The 22,132-nt window shown below is 44.6% G+C and carries 22 protein-coding genes and 3 pseudogenes; 21 read left to right on the forward strand and 4 right to left on the reverse strand.

Annotation, left to right across the window (positions count from 1 at the left end):
• Positions 1-5 precede the first annotated feature (5 nt).
• The 6 genes and pseudogenes from VSQ32_18785 to VSQ32_18810 all read left to right on the forward strand — a co-directional run bounded on the left by VSQ32_18785 (position 6) and on the right by VSQ32_18810 (position 3,052).
• The gene (locus tag VSQ32_18785; protein ID MEH2944834.1) at positions 6-938 is read left to right on the forward strand and encodes a VanZ family protein; all 933 of its coding nucleotides are present in this window, start codon (positions 6-8) and stop codon (positions 936-938) included.
• A gap of 145 nt (positions 939-1,083) precedes the next feature.
• Complete coding sequence (locus VSQ32_18790) at positions 1,084-1,527, forward strand: sigma-70 family RNA polymerase sigma factor (protein ID MEH2944835.1); 444 nt, start codon at positions 1,084-1,086, stop codon at positions 1,525-1,527.
• Positions 1,514-1,714 (forward strand): helix-turn-helix domain-containing protein, encoded by a 201-nt coding sequence (locus VSQ32_18795; GenBank protein MEH2944836.1) that lies wholly within the window; start codon positions 1,514-1,516, stop codon positions 1,712-1,714. The genes VSQ32_18790 and VSQ32_18795 overlap by 14 nt, the downstream gene beginning before the upstream one ends.
• A 44-nt stretch (positions 1,715-1,758) precedes the next feature.
• Positions 1,759-2,163 (forward strand): winged helix-turn-helix domain-containing protein, encoded by a 405-nt coding sequence (locus VSQ32_18800; protein ID MEH2944837.1) that lies wholly within the window; start codon positions 1,759-1,761, stop codon positions 2,161-2,163.
• 342 nt (positions 2,164-2,505) lie between these two features.
• Positions 2,506-2,901: a plasmid mobilization relaxosome protein MobC gene (locus VSQ32_18805; protein ID MEH2944838.1), complete on the forward strand. Its 396-nt coding sequence runs from the start codon at positions 2,506-2,508 to the stop codon at positions 2,899-2,901.
• Positions 2,873-3,052: pseudogene (locus VSQ32_18810) on the forward strand (protein rlx). The gene VSQ32_18805 and the pseudogene VSQ32_18810 overlap by 29 nt, the downstream one beginning before the upstream one ends.
• A 49-nt stretch (positions 3,053-3,101) precedes the next feature.
• Here the strand turns inward: VSQ32_18810 and VSQ32_18815 are convergent.
• Complete coding sequence (locus VSQ32_18815; protein ID MEH2944839.1) at positions 3,102-4,010, reverse strand: IS3 family transposase; 909 nt, start codon at positions 4,008-4,010, stop codon at positions 3,102-3,104.
• Positions 4,007-4,345, reverse strand: coding sequence for a transposase (locus tag VSQ32_18820; protein MEH2944840.1), 339 nt, complete (start codon positions 4,343-4,345; stop codon positions 4,007-4,009). Before VSQ32_18820 ends, VSQ32_18815 begins: the two co-directional genes overlap by 4 nt.
• Positions 4,346-4,421: 76 nt before the next feature.
• Between VSQ32_18820 and VSQ32_18825 the strand changes: the two are divergent.
• The 14 genes and pseudogenes from VSQ32_18825 to VSQ32_18890 all read left to right on the forward strand — a co-directional run bounded on the left by VSQ32_18825 (position 4,422) and on the right by VSQ32_18890 (position 17,702).
• Positions 4,422-5,876: pseudogene (locus VSQ32_18825) on the forward strand (relaxase/mobilization nuclease domain-containing protein).
• A complete protein-coding gene (locus VSQ32_18830) occupies positions 5,866-6,252 on the forward strand; it encodes a cysteine-rich VLP protein (GenBank protein MEH2944841.1) in 387 nt (128 codons plus the stop codon). The pseudogene VSQ32_18825 and the gene VSQ32_18830 overlap by 11 nt, the downstream one beginning before the upstream one ends.
• A gap of 73 nt (positions 6,253-6,325) precedes the next feature.
• Positions 6,326-7,102 (forward strand): replication initiator protein A, encoded by a 777-nt coding sequence (locus tag VSQ32_18835; GenBank protein MEH2944842.1) that lies wholly within the window; start codon positions 6,326-6,328, stop codon positions 7,100-7,102.
• 64 nt (positions 7,103-7,166) lie between these two features.
• Complete coding sequence (locus VSQ32_18840) at positions 7,167-8,018, forward strand: ATP-binding protein (protein ID MEH2944843.1); 852 nt, start codon at positions 7,167-7,169, stop codon at positions 8,016-8,018.
• The gene (locus VSQ32_18845; protein ID MEH2944844.1) at positions 8,015-8,200 is read left to right on the forward strand and encodes a transposon-encoded TnpW family protein; all 186 of its coding nucleotides are present in this window, start codon (positions 8,015-8,017) and stop codon (positions 8,198-8,200) included. Before VSQ32_18840 ends, VSQ32_18845 begins: the two co-directional genes overlap by 4 nt.
• An 836-nt stretch (positions 8,201-9,036) precedes the next feature.
• Positions 9,037-10,905 carry a group II intron reverse transcriptase/maturase gene (ltrA, locus tag VSQ32_18850; protein MEH2944845.1) on the forward strand — a complete coding sequence of 623 codons (1,869 nt, stop codon included), beginning with the start codon at positions 9,037-9,039 and terminating at the stop codon, positions 10,903-10,905.
• Positions 10,906-11,129: 224 nt separating this feature from the next.
• A pseudogene (locus VSQ32_18855) lies at positions 11,130-11,531 on the forward strand (NlpC/P60 family protein).
• Between the two features lie 10 nt (positions 11,532-11,541).
• Positions 11,542-11,802: a cell envelope biogenesis protein TolA gene (locus tag VSQ32_18860; GenBank protein MEH2944846.1), complete on the forward strand. Its 261-nt coding sequence runs from the start codon at positions 11,542-11,544 to the stop codon at positions 11,800-11,802.
• Positions 11,780-13,471: a DUF4366 domain-containing protein gene (locus VSQ32_18865; protein ID MEH2944847.1), complete on the forward strand. Its 1,692-nt coding sequence runs from the start codon at positions 11,780-11,782 to the stop codon at positions 13,469-13,471. The genes VSQ32_18860 and VSQ32_18865 overlap by 23 nt, the downstream gene beginning before the upstream one ends.
• Positions 13,472-15,592 (forward strand): DNA topoisomerase 3, encoded by a 2,121-nt coding sequence (locus tag VSQ32_18870; GenBank protein ID MEH2944848.1) that lies wholly within the window; start codon positions 13,472-13,474, stop codon positions 15,590-15,592. It begins immediately after the preceding gene.
• A gap of 13 nt (positions 15,593-15,605) precedes the next feature.
• Positions 15,606-15,941: a helix-turn-helix transcriptional regulator gene (locus VSQ32_18875; GenBank protein ID MEH2944849.1), complete on the forward strand. Its 336-nt coding sequence runs from the start codon at positions 15,606-15,608 to the stop codon at positions 15,939-15,941.
• Positions 15,942-16,067: 126 nt separating this feature from the next.
• On the forward strand, positions 16,068-16,298 hold the full coding sequence (locus VSQ32_18880; protein ID MEH2944850.1) for a single-stranded DNA-binding protein: 231 nt from the start codon (positions 16,068-16,070) through the stop codon (positions 16,296-16,298).
• Between the two features lie 64 nt (positions 16,299-16,362).
• Entirely contained in the window at positions 16,363-17,373 is a 1,011-nt protein-coding gene (locus VSQ32_18885) for an ATP-binding protein (GenBank protein ID MEH2944851.1), read from the forward strand.
• A 2-nt stretch (positions 17,374-17,375) separates the two neighbouring features.
• Positions 17,376-17,702 carry a hypothetical protein gene (locus VSQ32_18890; GenBank protein ID MEH2944852.1) on the forward strand — a complete coding sequence of 109 codons (327 nt, stop codon included), beginning with the start codon at positions 17,376-17,378 and terminating at the stop codon, positions 17,700-17,702.
• Here the strand turns inward: VSQ32_18890 and VSQ32_18895 are convergent.
• Complete coding sequence (locus VSQ32_18895) at positions 17,664-18,248, reverse strand: transposase (protein ID MEH2944853.1); 585 nt, start codon at positions 18,246-18,248, stop codon at positions 17,664-17,666. The genes VSQ32_18890 and VSQ32_18895 overlap by 39 nt on opposite strands.
• Before the next feature lie 73 nt (positions 18,249-18,321).
• Complete coding sequence (locus VSQ32_18900; protein ID MEH2944854.1) at positions 18,322-18,903, reverse strand: helix-turn-helix domain-containing protein; 582 nt, start codon at positions 18,901-18,903, stop codon at positions 18,322-18,324.
• Positions 18,904-19,024: 121 nt separating this feature from the next.
• On the opposite strand from VSQ32_18900, the gene VSQ32_18905 reads away from it, so the two are divergent.
• Complete coding sequence (locus VSQ32_18905; protein MEH2944855.1) at positions 19,025-21,370, forward strand: S8 family peptidase; 2,346 nt, start codon at positions 19,025-19,027, stop codon at positions 21,368-21,370.
• The last annotated feature ends 762 nt before the right edge of the window (positions 21,371-22,132 follow it).

The following is a 22,132-nucleotide window of genomic DNA, read 5'->3' on the forward strand; positions in this document are numbered from 1 at the left end:
TTGCTATGGACAATCAAAATAAGAACCATGAAAAAATTTTGCGTGGCTGTCAGTGGGTATTTTTTATTATATATGTTATCTTTCTGCTTCGCATAACCTTTTTCAAACAGGTAACATTAAACAACTTATTTTCTGCTATAGGTGCAAGTGAAAGGACAATCAGTATCATTCCCTTTAAATCAATTTATGATATGGCTGTTTCAAACACCTCTATAGGACGAATCATTGAAAATGTAGTAGGAAATATCGTTTTATTTATTCCATTTGGAATACTTTTTCCAATTATCTCTAACAAAAAACGTAAAGGGGTTTTATGTGCCGCTATTATATTCAGCCTGTTAATTGAAATTACGCAACTCCTTTTTGCGCTTGGGAGTACAGATGTTGATGACTTGATATTTAATGTATTAGGTGCATATATTGGATATTTTGTATCAGATAAAATAAGAAAACTATTCAAGTCATATACGCATTTTCTTATTGCTATGACGCTTATAACGGCTATTTTAGGAGCAAGTGTATTTGGATATTTGCTTGTTTACCAAACAGATTTATTTATACTTTACAAATATGATATCAATATTGAGAACTCAGAACTTGTAGAAATATTTATTGACACGCCAGCTACCACCACAGGTAGATATGTCGAGTTAGATAATTGCATATTAGAAGTGGAAAAAAGTGTTAAAAGCGCAAATGATATAAGGGAAATAGAGGCGTTCAAGATTACAGAAGATTGCGAAATATTTATTTGCTACGATAGAATGGAATATTTTTTCAGTGCAATTATAGGTGAATATCAAAAATATGAAAAGATTGATTATAATGATTTTATTTCACAAACAAAGTACAAATTTGATAGAAATAATAATGTGAGAATTTGGAGTGATGATGAAAAAAATATTAAGTTTATAGTGATTACTGAATGGATTGAATAATTTAGATATATAGCAAATAAGCTTTGCAGTTATATCATGTACGGATAGTTAAAGGGCGATAGTTAAAATACTGCCGCCCTTCTAAACTATAAATGCAACTATAAACCAAGCAACACCCCCATGTGGGAGAAAGGGGGAAATTTCTATGGATTGCACAGAAGCATACAAGGAACACATCATGTATTCTTTCAACGGTTTCTGCAAAGTCGTCATACGCTATGCCGCTATCAACGCATGGCGTGACAGGAACAGGCGGCGGCAAAGAGAAATATCCTTTGAATACCTCACAGAAGAAAAGTTCTACCCTCTAAGCACATCAGACGAATATCTCAAATCACCTTACGAACAATACCCCGTTACAATCTGCGGTCAGACAATCATACTCACCAACGGCGAGCTTGCTGCAGCCCTGTTATCTTTGCCGGAGAAAAAGAGGGAAATCATTTACCTTTACTTTTTCGGGAATTACACACAGCAGGAAATAGGGGATTTATACGGGCATTGTAAAAGTACGGCATGGCATTACATACACAGTGCCTTGCAGATGTTGCAGGAGGAAATGGAGGTGCTTTTGCGTGGGGAATCCTAAACTCATACCGTATGAAACGATTGTCCGGGCGACCAGCGGCGACCCGGAAGCCGTGGACGAGGTTTTACGGCATTACAGCAGGCGAATCCGGCTTGCAGCCCTTGAAAACGGACACGTCAACACAGACACCGAGGACAGCATAAAACAGCGGCTTATTACTGCCCTGTTCCAGTTCCGCTTTGACTGAAAAGGAAAGTATAATGGGAGGTGGTATTTGTCGGGAAGATAGTCATGCTTACATTCAGCGACACCGAAGAAAAAGCGGTTGAGAAAGCCATAGCCGCCCTTGCGGATATGATACCGCTGGAAGCTATACAGCCGCCCCATTCCCCGGCACTTACTTTTCCGGGATTAGAAATCAGACTACACCAACGCCGGGTATTAAAAGACGGTACGGACATTTACCTCACCCGTTTAGAATACGGCGCACTCTGCTACCTTGCCGCCAGTCCGGGGAGGGTATTCACAAAGGCGCAAATCTTTGAAGCCGTGTGGAGCATGGGGAGCGAAAGCTGCCAGTCAAGCGTTACAAATGTGATATGCAATCTACGGAAAAAGATAGAGCCGGACAGCCGCCGCCCCACCTACATAAAGACCGTTTTAGGCATAGGCTACAAGTTTGTTTCCGGGGAATAACAACAGGATAACCGCCGCTATTGGCGAAGATACGAAACAGGAAATCGGGGAATAAGGTTTCCTGTTTTTTTACGCCCGTTTTGTCTATACCCGGCTTTACAGCGGGAGAAAATACCCCCGCAAAGTTGGCGCAATCCACGCCACGCAAGCCGGGGGAAAATGGCGAAAGCCAGCACAGCGGAATCCGTCACTTTCTAAGAGCAAGATTCTACCACAGTACCAAATTTCGCCTACCGGCTCATTTTGTCCTGCGGGAATCTTGTTGGGGTTGCCACCCCAAGCCCGCCTTTTTGCGGCTTGCGCCGCTTGAAAAAATCCACCCACGAAAGGAGGTTCACAGCCATGAAAAAATATAACACGCCCCACCGCCGCCGGGTAATCAAGACACGCTTGACCGAGGAAGAATACGCCGAGTTTTCCGAGCGTGTCACCCTCTGCAAAATGAGCCAGTCTGAATATATCCGGCAAGCCCTTACCAAGTCAAGCATACGCCCGGTTATCACCGTTTCCCCGGTCAATGATGAACTGCTGTCTGCCGTTGGGAAGCTAACCGCCGAGTACGGGAAAATCGGCGGCAACTTGAATCAGATTGCCCGCTGTCTGAATGAGTACGGCGCACCTTATAACGCCCTCTCCCAAGAGGTACGAGCCGCCATAGCGGAACTTGCCGCCTTGAAGTTTGAAGTCTTGCAGAAAGTAGGTGAAGCTATTGGCAACGTTCAAACATATCAGCTCTAAAAATGCCGATTATGGGGCGGCTGAACAGTACCTAACCTTTGAGCATGACGAGTTTACCATGAAGCCAACGCTTGATGAAAACGGGCAGATTATTCCGAGGACAGGTTATCTCATTTCCTCTCTGAATTGCGGTGAGGAAGATTTCGCCATAGTGATTTTGTCAAGATTAGTTGACACATTTTTCTCAAGGGTTTTGTATTCTATGCTGCTTCTTCCAGAGAATCATAGTATCGCTGTCGTTTGATGATGGGAGGAAGCCCTCCATTAGCAGAACAGATCCTCCGGTTATTCCAATAGCTGATGAAATATCTCCAGATCAGGGTTTTCAGTTCATCTGTGCTCATCTTCTCAGTATCATAGCGGTCATATAACAGTTCTGATTTCATTCTGGCCCACATGCTTTCACAGCGGGCATTATCATGGCATCTTCCACCCGCGCTGTTCATGCTTTGTCGGATGCCATATTGATTGATTGCGTCCCGATAAAGCCGGCTGGTGTACTGGCTTCCCCTGTCACTGTGGATAATTGCTCCGCGGATGCCTGGATACGCTTCCGCCGCGTTTTTCAATGTCCGCACACATAACGGAGCTTTCATGTTTGTATCCATTGCCAGGCCAACCACGCTGGAATCGAAGCAGTCGAAAACAGCGGAAACATACAGCTTTCCATCGCTGGCTTTGATCTCTGTTATGTCTGTTACGCACTTGGACAGCGGTTCCTCTGACTTGAAATCACGTTTTAACAGATCTTCTGATTTCCGGGCTTCCCGGTCTGCTTTCGTGATTCCGTTTGGTTTACGCCTGGGATGATGGCTGATTCCAATATCCTCCATGACACGGTAAACAGTACGTTCGCTGGGAATATCCACATTTTCAGGCTGTTTTAACATTAATGCCTGATACATGCGGATCCGGCCGTAGGTGTCATTACAATCGTCTTCCTCAAGGATCTCCATCATGGCATCTGCCAGAGCCTGGTACTTCCATGGGCGGTCTTTATTTGCAAGGTACCGGTAAAATCCCTGCCTGCTGACACGAAGGGCTCTGCAGTAAAAAGAAAGATTTCCTTTTAATTCGCCGTCTTTGGTTTTAAACGCAATAAACTTCATTCTTTCGTTTTTGCTGACCTCAGACGGCTCGCGGCGAAAAAAGCGCTGGCTTCCTCAAGAAAGTCATTTTCCTTTTTCAAACGGCGGATTTCTTTTTCCTGTTCCTTAACCTGCTGTCGGAGCTTTAAGAGTTCCTCATTAAGCGTCATGGCGCTTTGCGGGGTCTGTGAACCTGCCCCAAGGTCGAGGCTGCCAGGGCGGTTGGCCCGTACCCAGCCATACATAGTATTCTTTGGTACCCCCAGTTCTTTGGCGGCTTTTGCTTGTCCGATTTCCTTTGCGAGTTTCACTGCCTGTACTTTGTATTCATGGTCGTATTGCCTGTTTTCTGCCATTTTTGTTCACTCCTTATTCTCTTGATTATATCTCAAATCCTTGAGAATGGGCTGTCAACTTTTTTTATACCATATCATAGCGTGTATGCGCTCCAATCTGAAATACGGCAAGAACCAGAAGCGGGAGGACGTAAAGAGCCATCACTATATCATCAGCTTTGACCCCCGTGACACACAGGACAACGGCTTGACCGTAGACCGGGCGCAACAGTTAGGCGAGCAGTTTTGTAAAGAGCATTTCCCCGGACACCAAGCCCTTGTATGCACCCACCCGGACGGGCATAACCACAGCGGCAACATTCATGTGCATATCGTAATCAATTCTTTGCGGATTGCGGAAGTGCCGCTATTGCCCTACATGGAAAGACCAGCGGACACAAGGGAGGGCTGCAAGCACCGCTGCACGGACGCAGCTATGGAGTATTTCAAAGCGGAAGTCATGGAGATGTGCCACCGGGAAAACCTTTATCAGATTGATTTACTCAATGGCAGCAAGAACCGGGTTACCGAGCGTGAGTATTGGGCGAAGCGGAAAGGACAAGCCGCACTGGATAAAGAGAACGCTTCCCAAGCCGCCACAGGAGAACCGCCCAAACTCACGAAATTTGAAACCGATAAAGAGAAGCTACGGCGCACGATCCGCGCCGCCCTGTCCTCTGCTATCTCTTTTGAGGACTTCTCCGGGAAGCTGCTACAACAGGGCGTGACCGTCAAGGAGAGCCGGGGGAGGTTGTCGTATCTCACGCCGGACAGGACGAAGCCAATCACCGCCCGGAAGCTGGGTGATGATTTTGACCGTGCTGCCGTACTTGCATTGTTGGAGCAGAACGCACAGAACGCCGCCAGAATCGCCGAAAAGCCCCTACCCAAAGAGGAATACCCCCGGAGCATAAAAGACCGCTTACAGCGTAACAAAGCCGCCATAAACGCCCCGAAGAATGACGGAGTACAGCGCATGGTAGACCGGGAAGCGAAACGAGCCGAGGGCAAAGGCATAGGATATGACCGCTGGGCGGCTGTCCACAACCTAAAGCAAATGGCGGCGACCATGAGCATTTACGAGGAATCCGGCTTTTCTTCCCCGGAGGAACTGGAAGCCGCCCTTGCCGCCGCCAGTGCGGAATTGTCAAGCGTCCACGCCGAACTGAAAGCCGTGGAAAGCACTTTACGGGAGAAAAAGGACTTGCAGAAACATCTATTAGCCTACATCAAGACCAAGCCCGCCCGTGACGGGCTGAAAGCACAGAGAACAGAGAAAGCCCGCAAAAACTACCGGGAGCAGCACGAAAGCGATTTTATGATAGCCGAAGCTGCCACCCGGTATTTTAAATCAAAGGGAATCTCCAAGCTGCCAGCGTCCAAAGCATTACAAGCGGAGATTGAGCAGCTTATGAGGGAGAAGAACAGCCTTTACAACGAGTACCGGGAAAAGAGGGAAAAAACAAAGGAATTGCAGACCGTCAAGGGCAACATTGAGCAGATTTTAAGGCGCGAGCCGGGGCGCGGAAAGGGGCGGAAGAATGAACGGTAAACGCCCCTACATGGACTACCGCCAGCACAGGGCGGCTTGTCGGCTTGTGCATGAGTGCTGCAACTATGACAACGGCAACTGTATTGCGCTGGATTATGGCGAGCCTTGTGTATGTGTGCAGAGTATCAGCTATTCGCTCCTATGCCGCTGGTTTATCTCTGCCGTGCTTCCCCTTGACTGGAAACTGGAAGCCGCCCTTTTGCACCGGGCAGAACTGAAACGCTGTACCGAGTGCGGCGGTCAGTTTCTCCCCAAATCGAACCGGGGGAAATACTGCCCAGAGTGTGCCGGACGCATGAAAAGAATCCGAGCCGCACAGCGCAAGCGGAAACAGAGGGGGAAATGTCACGCTTTAGGAAATGCAAGACCCCCGTAAATCAAGGCTTTCCGGCTACCGCTCAAAGGGTATGCGGTACTTTTATCCTTTGCACCCGGAAAAGCTGTTTTAAATGCGTAACAGAAAGCCACAGGAGGTAAAAAACATGACCGAATATATCACAGCCAACACCCCGATACCCCCATTCCTGCCCTACCCCCGTTTCATGCTGAAAATGGACGTGTCACAGACCGCAAAGCTGCTCTATGCGCTGCTCCTTGACCGCTCCACCCTCTCACAGAAGAACGGCTGGCAGGACAGCGGGGGCAGGACATATATTGTCTACCCCATAGCGGAGATAGCGGAAATACTGGATAAAAGCACCATGACCATACAGAACGCCCTAAAAGAGCTGGACGCTGCCGGGCTTCTGGTGCGGGAACGCCGGGGATTTTCCGCGCCGAACCGCCTTTATGTGAAAGTACCGGAAGCAGTAAAGGTTTCTTTGGATATGACACAAAGAAATCTTTACGTCAGTCCTAAAGAAAACTGTACAACTGAACCAAAGGAAACTTTAGGTATGATACAAAGAAATCTTTACCCTAACCAACTAAATATAAACAAACTAAAAGAGAACCAAACAAAGGGAGCGAGTGGGGAGCTGCCGCCCGCGCCCTATGGCAAATACCAGAATGTTTTCCTCTCCGAATCCGAATATGCGGAGCTGAAAGAGGAATACCCGGACAGCCTTGAACGGCTTATCGAGGAAATGAGCCGGTATATCGCCGCTTTCGGGAATGATTATGCCAACCATGCCGCCGCGCTTTACAGGTGGGCAGACAAGGAGAAAAAGGAGAACCCGAAAAAGGGAATCCCCGATTATTCCTACAAGGAGGGCGAGAGCCTTTGACAGCGGGGATATAACGCCACGTAAACAGGGCGTGGAAAAGACCATGAACAAGGAGGACGATTTTATGAGCGATTACGACAACGCTATTTTCCGGCTTGCCACAGCACAGGGAGCAGAGCCGGAGGACTACACGGGCGAGGACGGGCTTTTATACTGCGGGAGCTGCCGCCAGCCCAAAGAAGCCTACGTCACCGGGGGAAAGGGGCTTTTCGGACGTGACCGACACTCCAAAGAATGTGACTGCCAGCGCAAACGCTGGGAAAAGCAGGAAGCCGCCGACCGGGAACAGAAGCACCGGGAGGAAGTGGCGCGGCTGAAGCGAAAGGGCTTTACCAACCCGGCTATGCTGGAATGGACTTTTGAAAACGACAACGGCAAATGCCCCCAAATGGATAAGGCTTTATTCTATGCGGCTAACTGGGAGGAAATGAAAGCGGAAAATATCGGCTATCTGCTATGGGGCAAGGTAGGCACAGGCAAGAGTTATTTCGCCGGGTGTATCGCCAACGCCCTTATGGAGCGTGAGATTTCCGTGTGCATGACGAATTTTGCCCTTATCCTCAATGACCTTGCCGCCAGCTACAAGGGCAGGAACGAATACATAGACCGCCTTTGCCGCTTCCCCCTACTTATCCTTGATGATTTTGGCATGGAGCGTGGCACGGAATACGGGCTTGAACAGGTTTACAATGTGGTTGACAGCCGATACCGAAGCCAGAAGCCACTGATAGTCACAACCAATTTGACGCTGGAGGAATTGCAGCACCCGGAGGACACCGCCCATGCCCGGATTTATGACCGTCTGCTTGAAATGTGCTGCCCGGTATTCTTCACCGGGGAGAATATCAGAAAAACCACGGCACAGGGGAAAATGGAACGGTTAAAAGGACTGATGAACGGAAAGGAGAGCCTATGAACAATGACACCAGCAAGACCAGCCGCACCGCCGCCCCTCTGGACGCGAAGCCCGACCTTGTGAAGCGGATAGGGAATACCACCTTTGACATACATATCCATTTCAGCGAAACGAGCCGGGAAACCTTTACGGACAAGGTAGTGCGGCTGATTGAGAATGACAAGGACAGTGTAACCGATTGAAAAAAGATACATTTTTTCTTTTTCCCTATTGACTAATGCCGAAGGGGACAGTGTTAGTAGAGTGCGGAAAAATGCTCTTAAAGAATCATTACCGGGTAAAGGTGCTGAATACCATTAACTTCAAAAAATCCATGCACTACAACCGTGCGACTTGTTCGTCGCTGAAAAGGCGGCGCACAGCGCTGTTTTTAATCAGTTCTGTGAACTGATAATTCGAGAGGTGGAATGATAGGGTAACGCCTTGAAACGCCTCCCCTGATACTCCGGCATGCGTCATCACTCTGTGATGAGGTGTGAAGCCCGGTAAAGTCGGCAGAAAGGTGCCGTAACAGATAACGCTGACGAAACCTGTCCAGAGGTGGACAGCGCACCCCATATGCCGGGGGTCTATAAAATACCTAAGGTGAGAATGGCAGCAATGCCTGACGAAACTCCCGAATGTAAAGGTCTAAAAGTGCCACATACAGAAATGTATGTGTGGGTTCATGCCCAGACAGTGCGGTCTAGTAGGAATGGTTGTTACGAACCACCGTGATGTGTTACAGGCACATGCAAGCTGTCAGGCTTAGAGGGAACACCTAAGGGTATATATGCACAGATAGAATTATCGGAACAAGGAAAGGCAGAGAGTCCTATGGATAATCCGGCGAAGAACAATAAGCGGATGAATCTCTGCTGAAAGGTCGTGGTCGAACTGTCGATGTTGCCTGCGAAAAAGAGGGCGACGGAGGAATGGCCACAAGTCAGGCAGAAAATCAGCAGTACACACTCTCTAATCATGCAGTCGAGTAAGAATAAGAAATTGTCACTCGAATCAATGAAATGGGGTGATGTACATGACACAAAAAGCTAAAAAAAGAAGCAAACTGCGCCATGCGGAATACTACGACATGCAGAACATCTTTGATGAACTGTATGCAAAAAGCAAAGATGGAGAAATATTCAATAATCTCGTGGAAATCATTGCGGCGCCAAATAACATCATGCTTGCTTTCAGAAATATTAAAAGCAATGATGGGAGCCATACCGCAGGCACAGATGGGAGAACGATAGAATCCCTGGCAGATATGTCAGAAGAAGATTTCGTCTCTCTTATTCAAAAACAGTTTACAAGGTATGTGCCAAAAACAGTAAGGAGGGTAGAGATTCCCAAACCAAACGGGAAATTTAGACCGTTGGGTATACCGTGTATCATAGACAGGATTGTACAGCAATGTATATTGCAGGTCATGGAGCCAATCTGCGAAGCAAAGTTTTATGAACATTCATACGGCTTCAGACCTTGCAGGAGTGCTGAAAACGCTGTCTCCTACGCTTACGGACTGGCTCAAAGGAATAAGCTCCACTATGTGGTAGACGTGGATATAAAGGGTTTCTTTGACAACGTAAATCATAGAAAGCTGTTACAACAGATATGGACGCTGGGTATACGGGATACCAAACTGATTCAGATAATCAAAGCAATGCTGAAAGCGCCAATTCAAATGCCAGATGGAGAAATCTTATATCCAGACAGGGGAACCCCTCAGGGCGGCATACTTTCCCCGCTGTTAGCCAACATTGTCCTGAACGAACTGGACTGGTGGATAGCGTCACAGTGGGAGGGTATGGCAGACCATATGAAGTCTCCTTGTAAGGTCACATATTATCCGAATGGGGCAGAGAAAAAGTGCAACAGCTACACGGCGCTCAAAAAGAGCAATCTCAAGGAAATGCGTATAGTCCGGTATGCAGATGATTTTAAAATCTTTTGCAGGAACCGTAAGGACGCTGACAGAGCATACCATGCGGTTAAGGACTGGCTGCTAAAGCGGCTCAAACTGGAAATTTCTGATGAAAAATCAAAGGTCACAAATCTCAGGAAAAGAGACAGTGAATTTCTGGGGTTCCGTATGAAGCTGATAAGGAAACGCAGGACATGGGTAATCAGTTCAAATGTCTGTGACAAGGCAATGTCGCATATGCAGAAAGAACTCTCAAAAGCAATTATAGAGATTCAAAACAGCAAGACAGCAAGTAATATAAAGAGCAACATTCACGAATACAACGCCAAAGTCATAGGTATGCAGAACTATTATTGCATTGCTACGAGGATAAATCTGAATTTCAGCCGAATGGCTCATGTGAATAACGGTCGTTTTCTCCATCGGATAGATGGATATAAAAAGCAGGGCGAGCTAAACAACAAATATTTAAAAAACCGGTATGGAAAATCGAAGCAAATGCGCTGGATTGGAGATACACCAGTAGTACCTCTGGCATATGTGCAGTTTAAAATACCAATGCGCAAGAGCAGGAAAATCAATCCATATACTCCGGACGGAAGAATGGAAATCCACAGCAATCTGAAACTGAATGTTGAAGATATGCTCTGGCTCATGCGCCACCCGGTAACAGGAGAAACGGTACAGTTCAATGATAACCGAATCTCTCTCTATGCCGGGCAGGAAGGTAAATGTGCAATCACTGGGGAACAACTGGAAGTGATTCACTGTATTTGTTACAGGAAATCAAATGAGTGTAAAAATGGCAGAGACAGTTACCGTAATCTGTTGCTTTTATCGCCTGCCGGATATGAATTTATCTCAACAACAGACAGTATAAAGTTCGCTACACTGACAAAGAAGTATGAATTGAATAAGGCACAAATTACTAAGGTAAACAAACTGCGTGTTACCGCAGGGTTGGCAGAAATGTCAATGTAAATCGTAACAAACTGATTTAGCTAATGTGAAAAAGTGAGTGTGTATCACTGCTGAAACTATGCTTGATGGGGTGCCGGATGCGGTGAAAGTCGCATGTCCGGTGCTAGCCGGGGGAAAAGCTGGAGATAACATCAAAGGCTTACCTATCGGAACCGTTATTTTATTTCGATGTGGGCGAAGGCACGCTTTACGGGGAAACGCCGGGAGGTCTGCCGGGGAACGCCATACCGCCGGATGCCTACGATGACGCATCGGTGCAGGCTCTTATGGAGGAAGCCGCAAAATACCTCGGCTACCCTTATGTGTGGGGCGGCTCAAACCCTTCCACAAGTTTTGACTGTTCCGGCTTTGTCTGCTGGGTATTTACCAACAGTGGGGTGCATAACCTTCCACGAACCACAGCACAGGGGATTTATGACCAGTGTACGCCTGTTTCCGCATCGGACGCAAAGGCGGGGGACATTATCTTTTTTACCGGGACTTACAATTCTGCCGGGGCGGTGAGCCATGTGGGGATTTACTGCGGCGGCGGGACTATGATACATTGCGGCGATCCGATCAGTTACGCAAGCATCAATTCTTCGTACTGGCAGAGTCATTTTTACAGTTTCGGAAGGTTAAATTAAGGAGGCATTTATGACAAAGGAGCGCATTGAAAAGGAGCTTTCCAAAGTGGGGGCGCAGCTTGAATCCTTACAGGCGAAAAAGAAGGATTTGGAAGAACAGAAGCGCATGGCGGAAAGAGCCGAAAAAATGGATATTATCGAAAAGCATAAAATCTCGTCCGAGAAGCTGCAATTACTTATCAAATTCAGCGAGGACGAGATTTTGAAGTTATTGGAAGAAAAAGAAAACGCAAAGGAGATGGCAGGAAATGAAGAAAAAGTTATCAGTTAGGGCGGCGGTGTCGCTGCTCTTGTCAGCATTATTGTTCTGTATGCCCGTAGGGGCGTTTATGGCGAACAGCGGGAATACGGTAGATGTCTATGCGGAGGGTGCGCTTACAGAGGAAAGCGGCGAAACGTCAGAGAAAGGCAGTACCGAAGCGGAAACAGAGGAAAGCACTGAAACAGAGGAAAATACGGAAACCGGAGAAAGTGAAACTGGGGAAACAGAATCCGAATCCGGCGAGAATGAAGGCGAAGCAGAATCCGGTGGCAGTGGGGAAGGTACGGAAGGCGGGACAGTATCCGGGAATGAAGTTCCGGAGCCGGAATGTACCTGCAAAGAAAAATGCACACAGTATTCCGCTGATAAAGATTGTGAGGTCTGCAAGGGGAATTACAGCTTATGCGAGTATGTGAACCCGAATGTAAAAATCACTATCTCCACTCCGTCCGGGTGGCACAATGACACCACAAAGGTACATATCTCCATAGAGGATGTGGCACATTCCGGCAACTTCTCCATAAAGACGGTTCAGGCGAAAGTCGCACAGAATGGGAGCTGGACGGACATCACAGAGGATATGTATGTGGAGATTTCGGAGAATACCACCGTATATGTGCTTGTGACAGACCAGAAAGGTAAAACCTATGAGAAGAACCGTTATATTAAATGTTTTGATTTCACAAAGCCTACGCTGAATGCCGCAGTCAGTGACGGTCTGTTAAGCATACAGGCGCATGATACGGATTCCGGCGTCAAGGCGGTATATGTGAACGGGTATGAATTTACGGAGCTGACAAACGGTGTCTTAAATATCCGTCTGCAACAGTTTGACGCAGGATACCAGTATTTTACGATTTCCGCTATGGACAATGCCGGGAATATGTCAGAGGTTTACAAAACAGCCAACCCTTATTACACCGATCCGGAAAAAGAGGACAGCAGCGAGAAGAACCCGGCAGAGCAGCTCCCGGTAAACGCACAGGCAACCAAGCCTTCCTCTGCAACCGCACAGGTGACGGAGCATACCAAGACGGACAGTGACGGGAACACCGTATCGGAGAACAGCCTTGCGGAGCAGAAAAAACAGGCGATGGCGGAAGCGTCTGCATCGGAAAAAGCGGAAGAATCCGGGGAGAAGGAAAAAACCGAAACAGGGAAGGAATTTTACACAATCCAGACCGCATCGGAAAAAGTGTTCTACCTTATCATTGACCGGGACGGGGAGGAAGAAATGGTATATTTCCTGACGGAAGTTACGGAAAATGACCTGTTGAATGTGACAGCGGACAACAGCGAAACCTTGCCGAAAAATTCCGCTGCGCTGGAATCCGCAATCCCTGTGACGGAGGGCGCACTTCCCAATAACAATGGGGAACAGGAAACGGAAGAAGAACCTGCGGAAGAAGCGGCAGAGGGCGGGGAGGAAAATACCGAAGAACCCGAACCGGAGCCGGAGAAAACAGGGGAAAATCCGGCAGCAACCTATATCATTCTTGGGATTGTGGCAGTTGCGGCTATTGGCGGCGGCTATTATTTCAAGGTAGTAAAGAAAAAGAAAGAGGAATTTCTTGACGAGGACGATGAGGAGGAGGACGAAGAAGAATACGATGATGACGAGGAAAACGAGGATAATGAGGATGATTTTTTTGAAGATAAGGAAGGGGAGGACGAATAAATGCAGTTAGTCATAGCGGAAAAACCGAGCGTAGCAAGGAGCATTGCGGAGGTAATCGGCGCAACGGAAATCAGTGACGGATATATGGAAGGGAACGGTTATGTTGTGAGCTGGTGCGTAGGGCATCTGGTGGAGCTGGCACAGCCGGAAAGCTACGGGGAGCAGTGGAAAAAATGGACGTATGAGAGCCTGCCCGTCAAGCCGGAAACATGGCAGTATGAGGTGAAGCCGGACACAAAAGCGCAGTATGACGTGCTTTACCAGTTGATGCACAGGGAGGACGTTTCGGCTACAATCTGCGCCACTGACGCCGGACGGGAGGGAGAGCTTATCTTCCGCCTTATGTATGAAATGGCAGGCTGTGACAAGCCGATCAAACGCCTGTGGATTTCCTCAATGGAGGAAAGCGCCATTCGTGAGGGGTTTGAGAATTTACAGCCGGGGAACGATTACGACAACCTGTACCATTCCGCACTGTGCAGGCAGGAAGCGGACTGGCTTGTGGGCATAAACGGTACAAGGCTGTTTACTGTCCTGTATGGCGGAAAGGTTTTAAAGGTGGGGCGGGTACAGACACCCACTCTTGCGATGTTAGTAGACCGGGAAGCAAAGATTATGAATTTCCAGAAGGAAAAATATTACATGGCGCATATCCTGATGGACGGGATGGATGCCGCCACTGGGCGCATGGATGATAAGAATAAAGCGGATGAGATTGCGGGGGCTTGCCGGGACGGGCAGGCTCTCGCCACGTCCGTTGTGAAAGAGGAAAAAGCAGTCATGCCGCCGAAGCTCTATGACCTTACCACGCTCCAGAGGGATGCGAACCGCTTGTTTGGATTTACCGCAAAGCAGACCTTAGAGTACACGCAGAGTTTATATGAGAAAAAGTTAGCTACATATCCGAGGACGGACAGTCAGTTCTTATCCGATGACATGGGGAATACCGCAGAGGGCGTAATTGAAGCGGTATTCAGTTCCCTGATGTTTGAGGAAAACAGGGCTTCCAGACCGGACATAAAACGGATTCTGAACAGTAAAAAGGTGACAGACCACCACGCCATTATCCCCACAATGGAGATAGCGAAAGCTGACCTTGCGGCACTGCCGGAAACGGAGCGCAAAATCCTGTCTTTGGTTGCGAACCGCCTGTTATGCGCCACAGGGGAGAAACATCTGTATGAAACGGTAAAGGCTGAGTTTTCCTGTAATGGACATACTTTTTCGGTTTCCGGGAAGTCCGTTACGCATAACGGGTGGAAGTCCTTTGAGGATGCCTTTAAGCGTTCCTTTAAAATCTCCGGGAATCAGGAGGAAGAAAAAGAGGAAAAGAAGCTGCCGGAACTGTCGGAGGGACAGGCATTTGACGGTGTGCAGACGAAAGTCAGTGAGCATTTCACTTCCCCGCCGAAGCACTTTACGGAAGATTTATTATTATCCGCAATGGAACGTGCCGGGGCGGAAGATATGGGCGATGACGTGGAGAGGAAAGGCTTGGGTACGCCTGCGACAAGGGCGGACATCATTGAGAAGTTAGTCAGGGACGGGTTTGTGAAGCGTGAGAAGAAGCAGATCATACCAACAGAGGACGGAATGAAGCTGATTACGGTGCTGCCGGACGTGGTGAAGTCCCCGAAACTTACCGCCGATTGGGAAAATGCCCTGACACTGGTAGCGAAAGGGGAGCTTCCTATGGAGGACTTCATGGCGGACATTGAAAACATGGTGTCGGAGCTGATACACACTTACCATGAGGTCAGTGACGAGCAGAAAAAGATGTTCGCACAGGAGCAGGCGGCTCTTGGGGTATGCCCGAACTGCGGCGGTCAGGTGGTAAAAGGAAAATTCGGCGCATATTGCGTGAAAAAATGCGGTATGAACGTGAGCCGGGTAATGGGGGCTGCCCTTACCGATGCACAGGTGAAGGATATGCTTGCCGGAAAGAAAATCCTGTTAAAAGGGTTAAAGAGCAAGGCGGGCAAGCCCTATGATGCTTATATCATTCCGAGTGGGACGGAAGAATACCATTACACCAAAGACGGGGCAGAAAAAAGCGGGGTACAGTTTAAGTTTGTCATGGAGTTTCCGAAAAAGAAACCTTCTGGTGGGAAGAAAAAATAAGGGAGGGAGAAAGATGTTTACAACCGGAGATAAGTTATTAAACGTGATGAAAGAGGAAGAAATCAGTATTATGGAGCTTTCCAGAATGTCGGGAGTGCCGGAGAGGACAATCATGGATATTCTGGCGGGCATCAGGGAGCCGGAACTTGGCGTGGTATGCAGGATTGCGGACGGGCTTGGCATCTGCGTCCATGAGCTTCGTGCCGATGAGGAACAGTATGCCATATCCGTACAGAAGGATACCCTTGCAAAGCTGATTGTGGTCAGCGAGATAAACGGTGTGGAGCTGGAGGAACTGATACATACCATTTTAGAAAAAGGCATTGAGGAACATGGTTTCTATGAGTAATATAAAATGATTGAAGCTGTGGGGAATTTTTCCCTACAGCTTGCAAAAAATAACATGAGAAATCTTGACCATTTAATATGCGTTATGTATAATGATTATTAACAATGTTGTTAGGAGAAGAAATGTATGAATGCAAATCAATTACTGGAATATGCTACACAGGAAGTATTGGAACTTAATAGTGGTGAGCATTTTTTAGTTAGAGAGTTATTTAAAGGATATTTATGGAATAGAATTCCGAGAAAAGATAGGCTCTTATTGGGAACATTATTCTTAAATTGGATACAACAGAATTCTAATATTGCAAAACCAATAAATAAGACTTCATCGGGACAACAAAAATATCAGAGGATTTGATATATAATGTTTTCACAAAGCTATTCGTTAAAGATGAATATTTATTGAAAGGAAGTAGTTTGAGATGACAACAGGAGAATTATTAGTAGCTTTGTTTGAGGCATATAGAGATAATGATAATAGTGCCTTTTTAAGAGTTGGGATGACTTTAATTGAAGAAGAAAAGGCAAAGAATCATTATGTTTTAGCTAATAAGCTAAAAAAAATATTATCTTCTCCCCCTGAAATCAACGGTAATAGACCTTTTACAAATAAATTGAACAAAGTGATTGAATTGCCAAAAGATAAAGATAATGGTACAGAGCTAGTGAAAGTTATATATCCACATAAAAACTTTAATGACATTGTTTTATCGGATGAGGTTAAGAAGCAGTTAGATAGTGTTATTGTTGAGTATGAGAAAAAAGAGATTTTAAAAGCATATGGTTTAACTCCTAAAAAGAAACTTTTATTTTGTGGAGCACCAGGCTGTGGAAAAACGATATGTGCTGAAGCTGTTGCGAATGCACTGGATTTACCTATACTTTATACTTGTTTTGATGGTCTTATTTCATCCTATTTAGGAGAAACTTCATCGAATATTCGGAAGGTTTTTGACTTTGCTAGTAAAAATAATTGGGTTCTTTTTTTTGATGAATTTGATGCAATTGGTAAGAGCAGAGAGACGGTAGAAGAACATAGTGAGTTAAAGAGGGTGGTAAATTCATTTTTACAAATTCTGGACGGTTTTATTTGTGATTCATTAGTAATAGCAGCTACAAATCATGAGAAAGCAATTGATAAAGCATTGTGGAGGCGTTTTGATGAAATAGTAATGTTTAATAAACCGGACTGTGAACAGATTACAAAACTGATTCAAAAGAAATTAAGGGCATTTTCGGTGGAATGTTTAGATATAAATAGGTTTGCCAAAGAATTAGAAGGATGTTCGTATGCTGACATAGAAAGGGTATGCTTATCATCTATTAAAAGTTGTCTTATAAATGGCAATAAGCCAATAACAGATGAAGTGTTTTCAGAAAATGTTCGGATGGAATTGGAACGTGCTAATATAATTAAGACGATAGGGGAATAATTATGGAGCATTTATTTTTTACAAAAGTGGAAAAACCTTCGCAAGATAGAAGAAAGAGAGGCGGATTTCCACCTAGCGGCGACAGAAAAAATAATACACAGCATGGTGAAAAACTTCTGTCACAAGTTAAAAATCATGTAGCAGAAAATATAGATGATAGCCAAAGATTTCGATTTGAACCTCATTTGGTAATGAAAGTAGAGCTTGAAAAGGATGCAATTCTTAGTGAAGCTAATATAAGCAAACTAGTACAGCGTTTTTTTGATGCTCATATACTATCAAGGCTGTTTTTAACCAGCATATTTCCAGTTAAATGCTTTGGCTGTTAAATTGTATTGTTTAATAAAATTAAGGATGCTTTGAGCCATTTCCTCTACGGATTTATAGCTGCCTTTTTTCAAAAGCTTCCGATTGATGATACCAAACCAGATTTCTATCTGGTTCACCCAGGAACTGTGCTTCGGCGTATATACAAAACGAATCCTGTGGCTTTCATCCATAAGGAAAGTTTCCCTGCTTTTCATGCTCTCCAGTATGCCTTTCTTTCCCTTAATACCAGGATCAACCGTAATGGAACATTTCTGTGCAACCAACTTTACAAGTCCTTCGGATTTATGGGTATTAAGACCATCACAGATAATGATATAGTTTTTATCTGCATCCTCTGATATAAGCTGCCCCACAGCATTGCAGAAATCTTCCTCATTTCGTGTGCTGTTCAGATACGGTGACTGGATCCTGCCATCTGCAACACGCAGGAATGTGATCAGACTTATAGTGCCATGACGGATGTATTCAAACTCATGCAGCGCCGGGCTGCCCGGGCGTACCGGCTTGTCCGGATATTTGCGCTCCAATGCCTGGATCCCGGTCATTTCATCCGTGGAATATACTTCCGTACCGCATTCAGCAAGTTCCGAAGCCTGAAGATAGATGCCGCAGATTGTTTCAATTTTTTTTAAAGGATTCCGGGTTATCGTGCCTTTCCGGGGAGTTGAGCCAGTAACGGTTTTTCCATGGTGCGATACCCGCAAATTTAAGGAACCTCTGTACACTTGCGACAGAAATGGATCCCACGATACCCTGCCTGACAGCTTCTTTCGCAAGGGATGCAAGATTCCAGCAGCTCAGCTCACAGCCAAAGTCTTTTGGGTTTTTACACGCCAGTTCATTGATGAGCATGATCTGTTCCGGGGTGAATACAGGCTCTTTTCCGGGTCTTTGTTTATCTGAAAGCACAGACTTTATGACATCAGACAGCTTTTTATCACCATCCGGTCCGTCATACTCCTCCGTCTGGGCAATAAGGTCTATGTTGTTATAAAAACGATTCCGCCATATGCTGACAGTCGAATAGGTGGTTCCAAGCGCTTCTGCGATCTGGGTATTGTTTTTCTCCTCCGCGGCCATCAATATAATTTTGGATCGGGTCACAATACATGATGGCAGGGAATAGCTGGTGCTGAAATTTTTTAATATTGTTTCTGCCTTATCAGACAAAGTAAAAGAAGCAGCTTGAAAACCACGCATAATATTCCCTCCAATTTGAACCAATTCCTGTTAAGATATTATTGCATATTTTATAAAAAAATGGAAGAAAAAAGTATATGGTTATCAAAGAAACATTGTACTAGAGTCAATGGGGCTGAAGGTGATAGATACAGAGGAAAAGGAACTTATGGTTCTTTTTGCAGATGATTGTGAATTAAAAGAGTTTAATAAGGCTATTGATGATTATAAGCAGGGAGTAATTGCACGAACAAAAATAGAAAACGAAGATATCTTTTCTTCAATAAAAAGTGTTTCGAGATGGAATCAAGAAGATAGAAAAGGACAAGATATTGAACAGCTATCAGAAGTTGATTATATTGACTGTTATCTTTGGATTTTTGATTCGATTAATGAAACACGGGATAAAGCTGAAGAATTTATAAAAAATGCAGAACAAAATTGTATTAAATATTGCGATAAATATATTTCACAAACTGTTGCGATAGTGCGTTTAAAAATACAGAGAAAACAGTTGATATATTTTCTTAAACATCCATTGGTTTATAGAATTGATAAGATACCAAATTATCAGATAAAGAGAACGGAAAGAAATATTATTAGCAATATCAATTTAAACGATATTAAATATAACGGAGATTTATTAACTGAGAATGCTTCTAGTATTTGCGTGATTGATAGTGGAATTCTATCGGGGCATCCTTTACTTAAGGATGCGATAGGGGATGCTAAGACTTTCTATGTTTCTGATGGATATACTGCAAATGAGAATGATATAGATGGTCATGGCACAATGGTTGCTGGAATTTGTGAATATGGAATTATTCGCCCTGATGACCAATTTGTTCCCCGAATTTTTCTTTATAATGCTAAAATACATGATGGGTATTATTTAGGGGATTTTGAACTATGTAGGCAGGAATTATATGATGAAAAAATAAAATTAAATATGGAGCAGGAGGACTTGCTTTATAATTTTTATGTAGGAAATGTCACAGAAAAATATTTATTTGATAATATAGGGTTAAAAACTAGGGTTCAGGAAACAAAAAGTATAATAAAAAAATACACACATATGCAAGACAAGTTAATTGTAAATCAAATGAGGGAAATTGTTGAATATTTTTACAATAATTACGGATGTCGGATTTTTAATTTGTCGCAAGGCGATTTAAATTATCCATATGATGATAAAAAACCAAGGGCATGGACTTGTGTATTAGATGAATTGCAAAGAGAATATGATATTTTATTTATCGTATCCTCTGGAAACTATAATTACGCATATGAACATGACGTAAAAAACATTTTAAAAGATTATCCGAAATATTTTTACACAGATGCAAAAACCAGAGTTATTGATCCTGCTGCTTCAAGTATTTCACTTACAGTAGGAGGTATGGCATTATCTTCAATACCTTTTGCGGCAAGTGACGAAAGAATATCTGCATTGCCAATATCACAGAAAAATCAAATATCATCCAGTACACGTATTGGACCTGGAATACAGAAAGCTATAAAACCAGAATTCGTTGCATATGGAGGAGATGATGCTTTTAACACAACTTTATCAAAAATAAGTCCAAATGTAGGGAATTATGTAATTTCATTCTCCAATAAGTTAACTGACGGATTGTTTTGTCAAGATGTTGGGACGAGCTTTGCTGCGCCATACGTATCTCATATTGCTGCTTTAGTATTAGAACGTTATCCTAAAATTTCTAATAATTTATTAAGAGCAATTTTGGCGAGTGCATCCAATATTCCAAAAGAAATAGAAGTGCAGATAGAGAAATTGGATGACACAGAAGATTTTATTTGTAATCTGCAACCTAGTTTTAAACAAAATGTGAAGGGACAGATTAGGGCTAACAAAAAGAAAATGCTACATTATTTAGTGGGATATGGGTATCCAATTCAGGATATGGCAACAGATTCTTTTGAACAGAGAGTTATGTTGCTTGCTGATATGAGAGATGAAAATGCAATTCAAGTTGATAAAAATCATATATTTGAAATTCCAATTCCAAAAGAATTTGAAGCTGCAAAAGGAAAAAAGAAGATTACGGTGTCATTAGCGTATAATCCAGATGTAAGAAAAACGAGATTGGATTATTTAGGAAAAAGTATGTCATTTGATTTAATCAGAGGGAAAAGTTTGGAAGAGGTTTACCAAGTATTTGCATCTCAAGCTGGACTTGATGTAGAAGAGAAGAAGGAGAGATTTGAAAGTAAATATATTTGTGATATAGGAAATTGCGGTAAAACCTTGAGAGAGTATGGAACTTTGCAAAAAGGAACATTTGAGTTTTCACGATCTTCATATGGAGAAAATTATTATCTTGTTGTTGACTGTAAAAAGAACTGGTCGGTAGAAAAACAGGATTATGCATTAGTAGTTACATATCAGATAGAGGATGAATCGGTGAAAATATATGAATTGTTAAAAAATAGAATTCGTGTTCCACGAGGCAGAAGAAGAGTATGAAATAGTCGATATACTAAAAACACTTAGGAGAAATCTTAGGTGTTTTTAGTATATGAAAAATCCGGGGAAAGGAGTAAATAAAAACTGAATAAAGTTTACCGTCACTGGTGGCAATGGCTTATGAACGAACCATAGCCGCCTTTTTTATTGCCTAAAATTGCGAAAAACTAAGAAACGGAGGTTTACAATGAGAAAATATGACGTAATTTCCGCACTCTCCGAAGAAACATCAAAGAGGGTGGCGAGAAATGAAGAAAGCTGGAAAAAATATCTGAACACAGCTTCAAGGCTCTACAAATACCCGTTCAAAGACCAGCTCCTTATCTATGCCCAAAGACCGGACGCCACAGCTTGCGCTTCCATAGAGATATGGAATGAAAAAATGCACTGTTGGGTAAACAAGGGCGCAAAGGGGATTGCGCTTCTGGATGAAGAAGGGAGTCCCTACACCGGACTGCGGTACGTCTTTGACATATCGGACGTGCATAAGGCAAGGCGCATCGGGCGTTTCCCTCAGCTTTGGGAGATGCGGGAGGAACATCAGGAAGCGGTTCTGAACCGTTTGGAAGGGATTTACGGGGATACTAACAAGGAAGCGGGATTTGTGGACAGGATCAGGGAGATTGCTTCCCGGATTGCACAGGACTGCTATGGGGAGCTTGCTTCTGATATGGAATATCTGAAAGAGGGAAGTTTTCTGGAGGAACTGGACGGACTGAATATTGCTGTTCGTGTCCGGGAAACGCTGGCGGACAGCATCGC

This window comes from Lachnospiraceae bacterium JLR.KK002 (assembly GCA_036941025.1).
Classification (GTDB): Bacteria; Bacillota; Clostridia; order Lachnospirales; family Lachnospiraceae; genus Petralouisia.

Coding starts and splice junctions, on each gene's coding strand:
- VSQ32_18785 (MEH2944834.1), top strand. CDS start 6: ATGGACAATCAAAATAAGAACCATGAAAAAATTTTGCGTGGCTGTCAG.
- VSQ32_18790 (MEH2944835.1), top strand. CDS start 1,084: ATGGATTGCACAGAAGCATACAAGGAACACATCATGTATTCTTTCAAC.
- VSQ32_18800 (MEH2944837.1), top strand. CDS start 1,759: ATGCTTACATTCAGCGACACCGAAGAAAAAGCGGTTGAGAAAGCCATA.
- VSQ32_18805 (MEH2944838.1), top strand. CDS start 2,506: ATGAAAAAATATAACACGCCCCACCGCCGCCGGGTAATCAAGACACGC.
- VSQ32_18815 (MEH2944839.1), bottom strand. CDS start 4,010: ATGAAGTTTATTGCGTTTAAAACCAAAGACGGCGAATTAAAAGGAAAT.
- VSQ32_18820 (MEH2944840.1), bottom strand. CDS start 4,345: ATGGCAGAAAACAGGCAATACGACCATGAATACAAAGTACAGGCAGTG.
- VSQ32_18830 (MEH2944841.1), top strand. CDS start 5,866: ATGAACGGTAAACGCCCCTACATGGACTACCGCCAGCACAGGGCGGCT.
- VSQ32_18835 (MEH2944842.1), top strand. CDS start 6,326: ATGCGTAACAGAAAGCCACAGGAGGTAAAAAACATGACCGAATATATC.
- VSQ32_18840 (MEH2944843.1), top strand. CDS start 7,167: ATGAGCGATTACGACAACGCTATTTTCCGGCTTGCCACAGCACAGGGA.
- VSQ32_18845 (MEH2944844.1), top strand. CDS start 8,015: ATGAACAATGACACCAGCAAGACCAGCCGCACCGCCGCCCCTCTGGAC.
- ltrA (MEH2944845.1), top strand. CDS start 9,037: ATGACACAAAAAGCTAAAAAAAGAAGCAAACTGCGCCATGCGGAATAC.
- VSQ32_18860 (MEH2944846.1), top strand. CDS start 11,542: ATGACAAAGGAGCGCATTGAAAAGGAGCTTTCCAAAGTGGGGGCGCAG.
- VSQ32_18865 (MEH2944847.1), top strand. CDS start 11,780: ATGAAGAAAAAGTTATCAGTTAGGGCGGCGGTGTCGCTGCTCTTGTCA.
- VSQ32_18870 (MEH2944848.1), top strand. CDS start 13,472: ATGCAGTTAGTCATAGCGGAAAAACCGAGCGTAGCAAGGAGCATTGCG.
- VSQ32_18875 (MEH2944849.1), top strand. CDS start 15,606: ATGTTTACAACCGGAGATAAGTTATTAAACGTGATGAAAGAGGAAGAA.
- VSQ32_18880 (MEH2944850.1), top strand. CDS start 16,068: ATGAATGCAAATCAATTACTGGAATATGCTACACAGGAAGTATTGGAA.
- VSQ32_18885 (MEH2944851.1), top strand. CDS start 16,363: ATGACAACAGGAGAATTATTAGTAGCTTTGTTTGAGGCATATAGAGAT.
- VSQ32_18890 (MEH2944852.1), top strand. CDS start 17,376: ATGGAGCATTTATTTTTTACAAAAGTGGAAAAACCTTCGCAAGATAGA.
- VSQ32_18895 (MEH2944853.1), bottom strand. CDS start 18,248: ATGACCGGGATCCAGGCATTGGAGCGCAAATATCCGGACAAGCCGGTA.
- VSQ32_18900 (MEH2944854.1), bottom strand. CDS start 18,903: ATGCGTGGTTTTCAAGCTGCTTCTTTTACTTTGTCTGATAAGGCAGAA.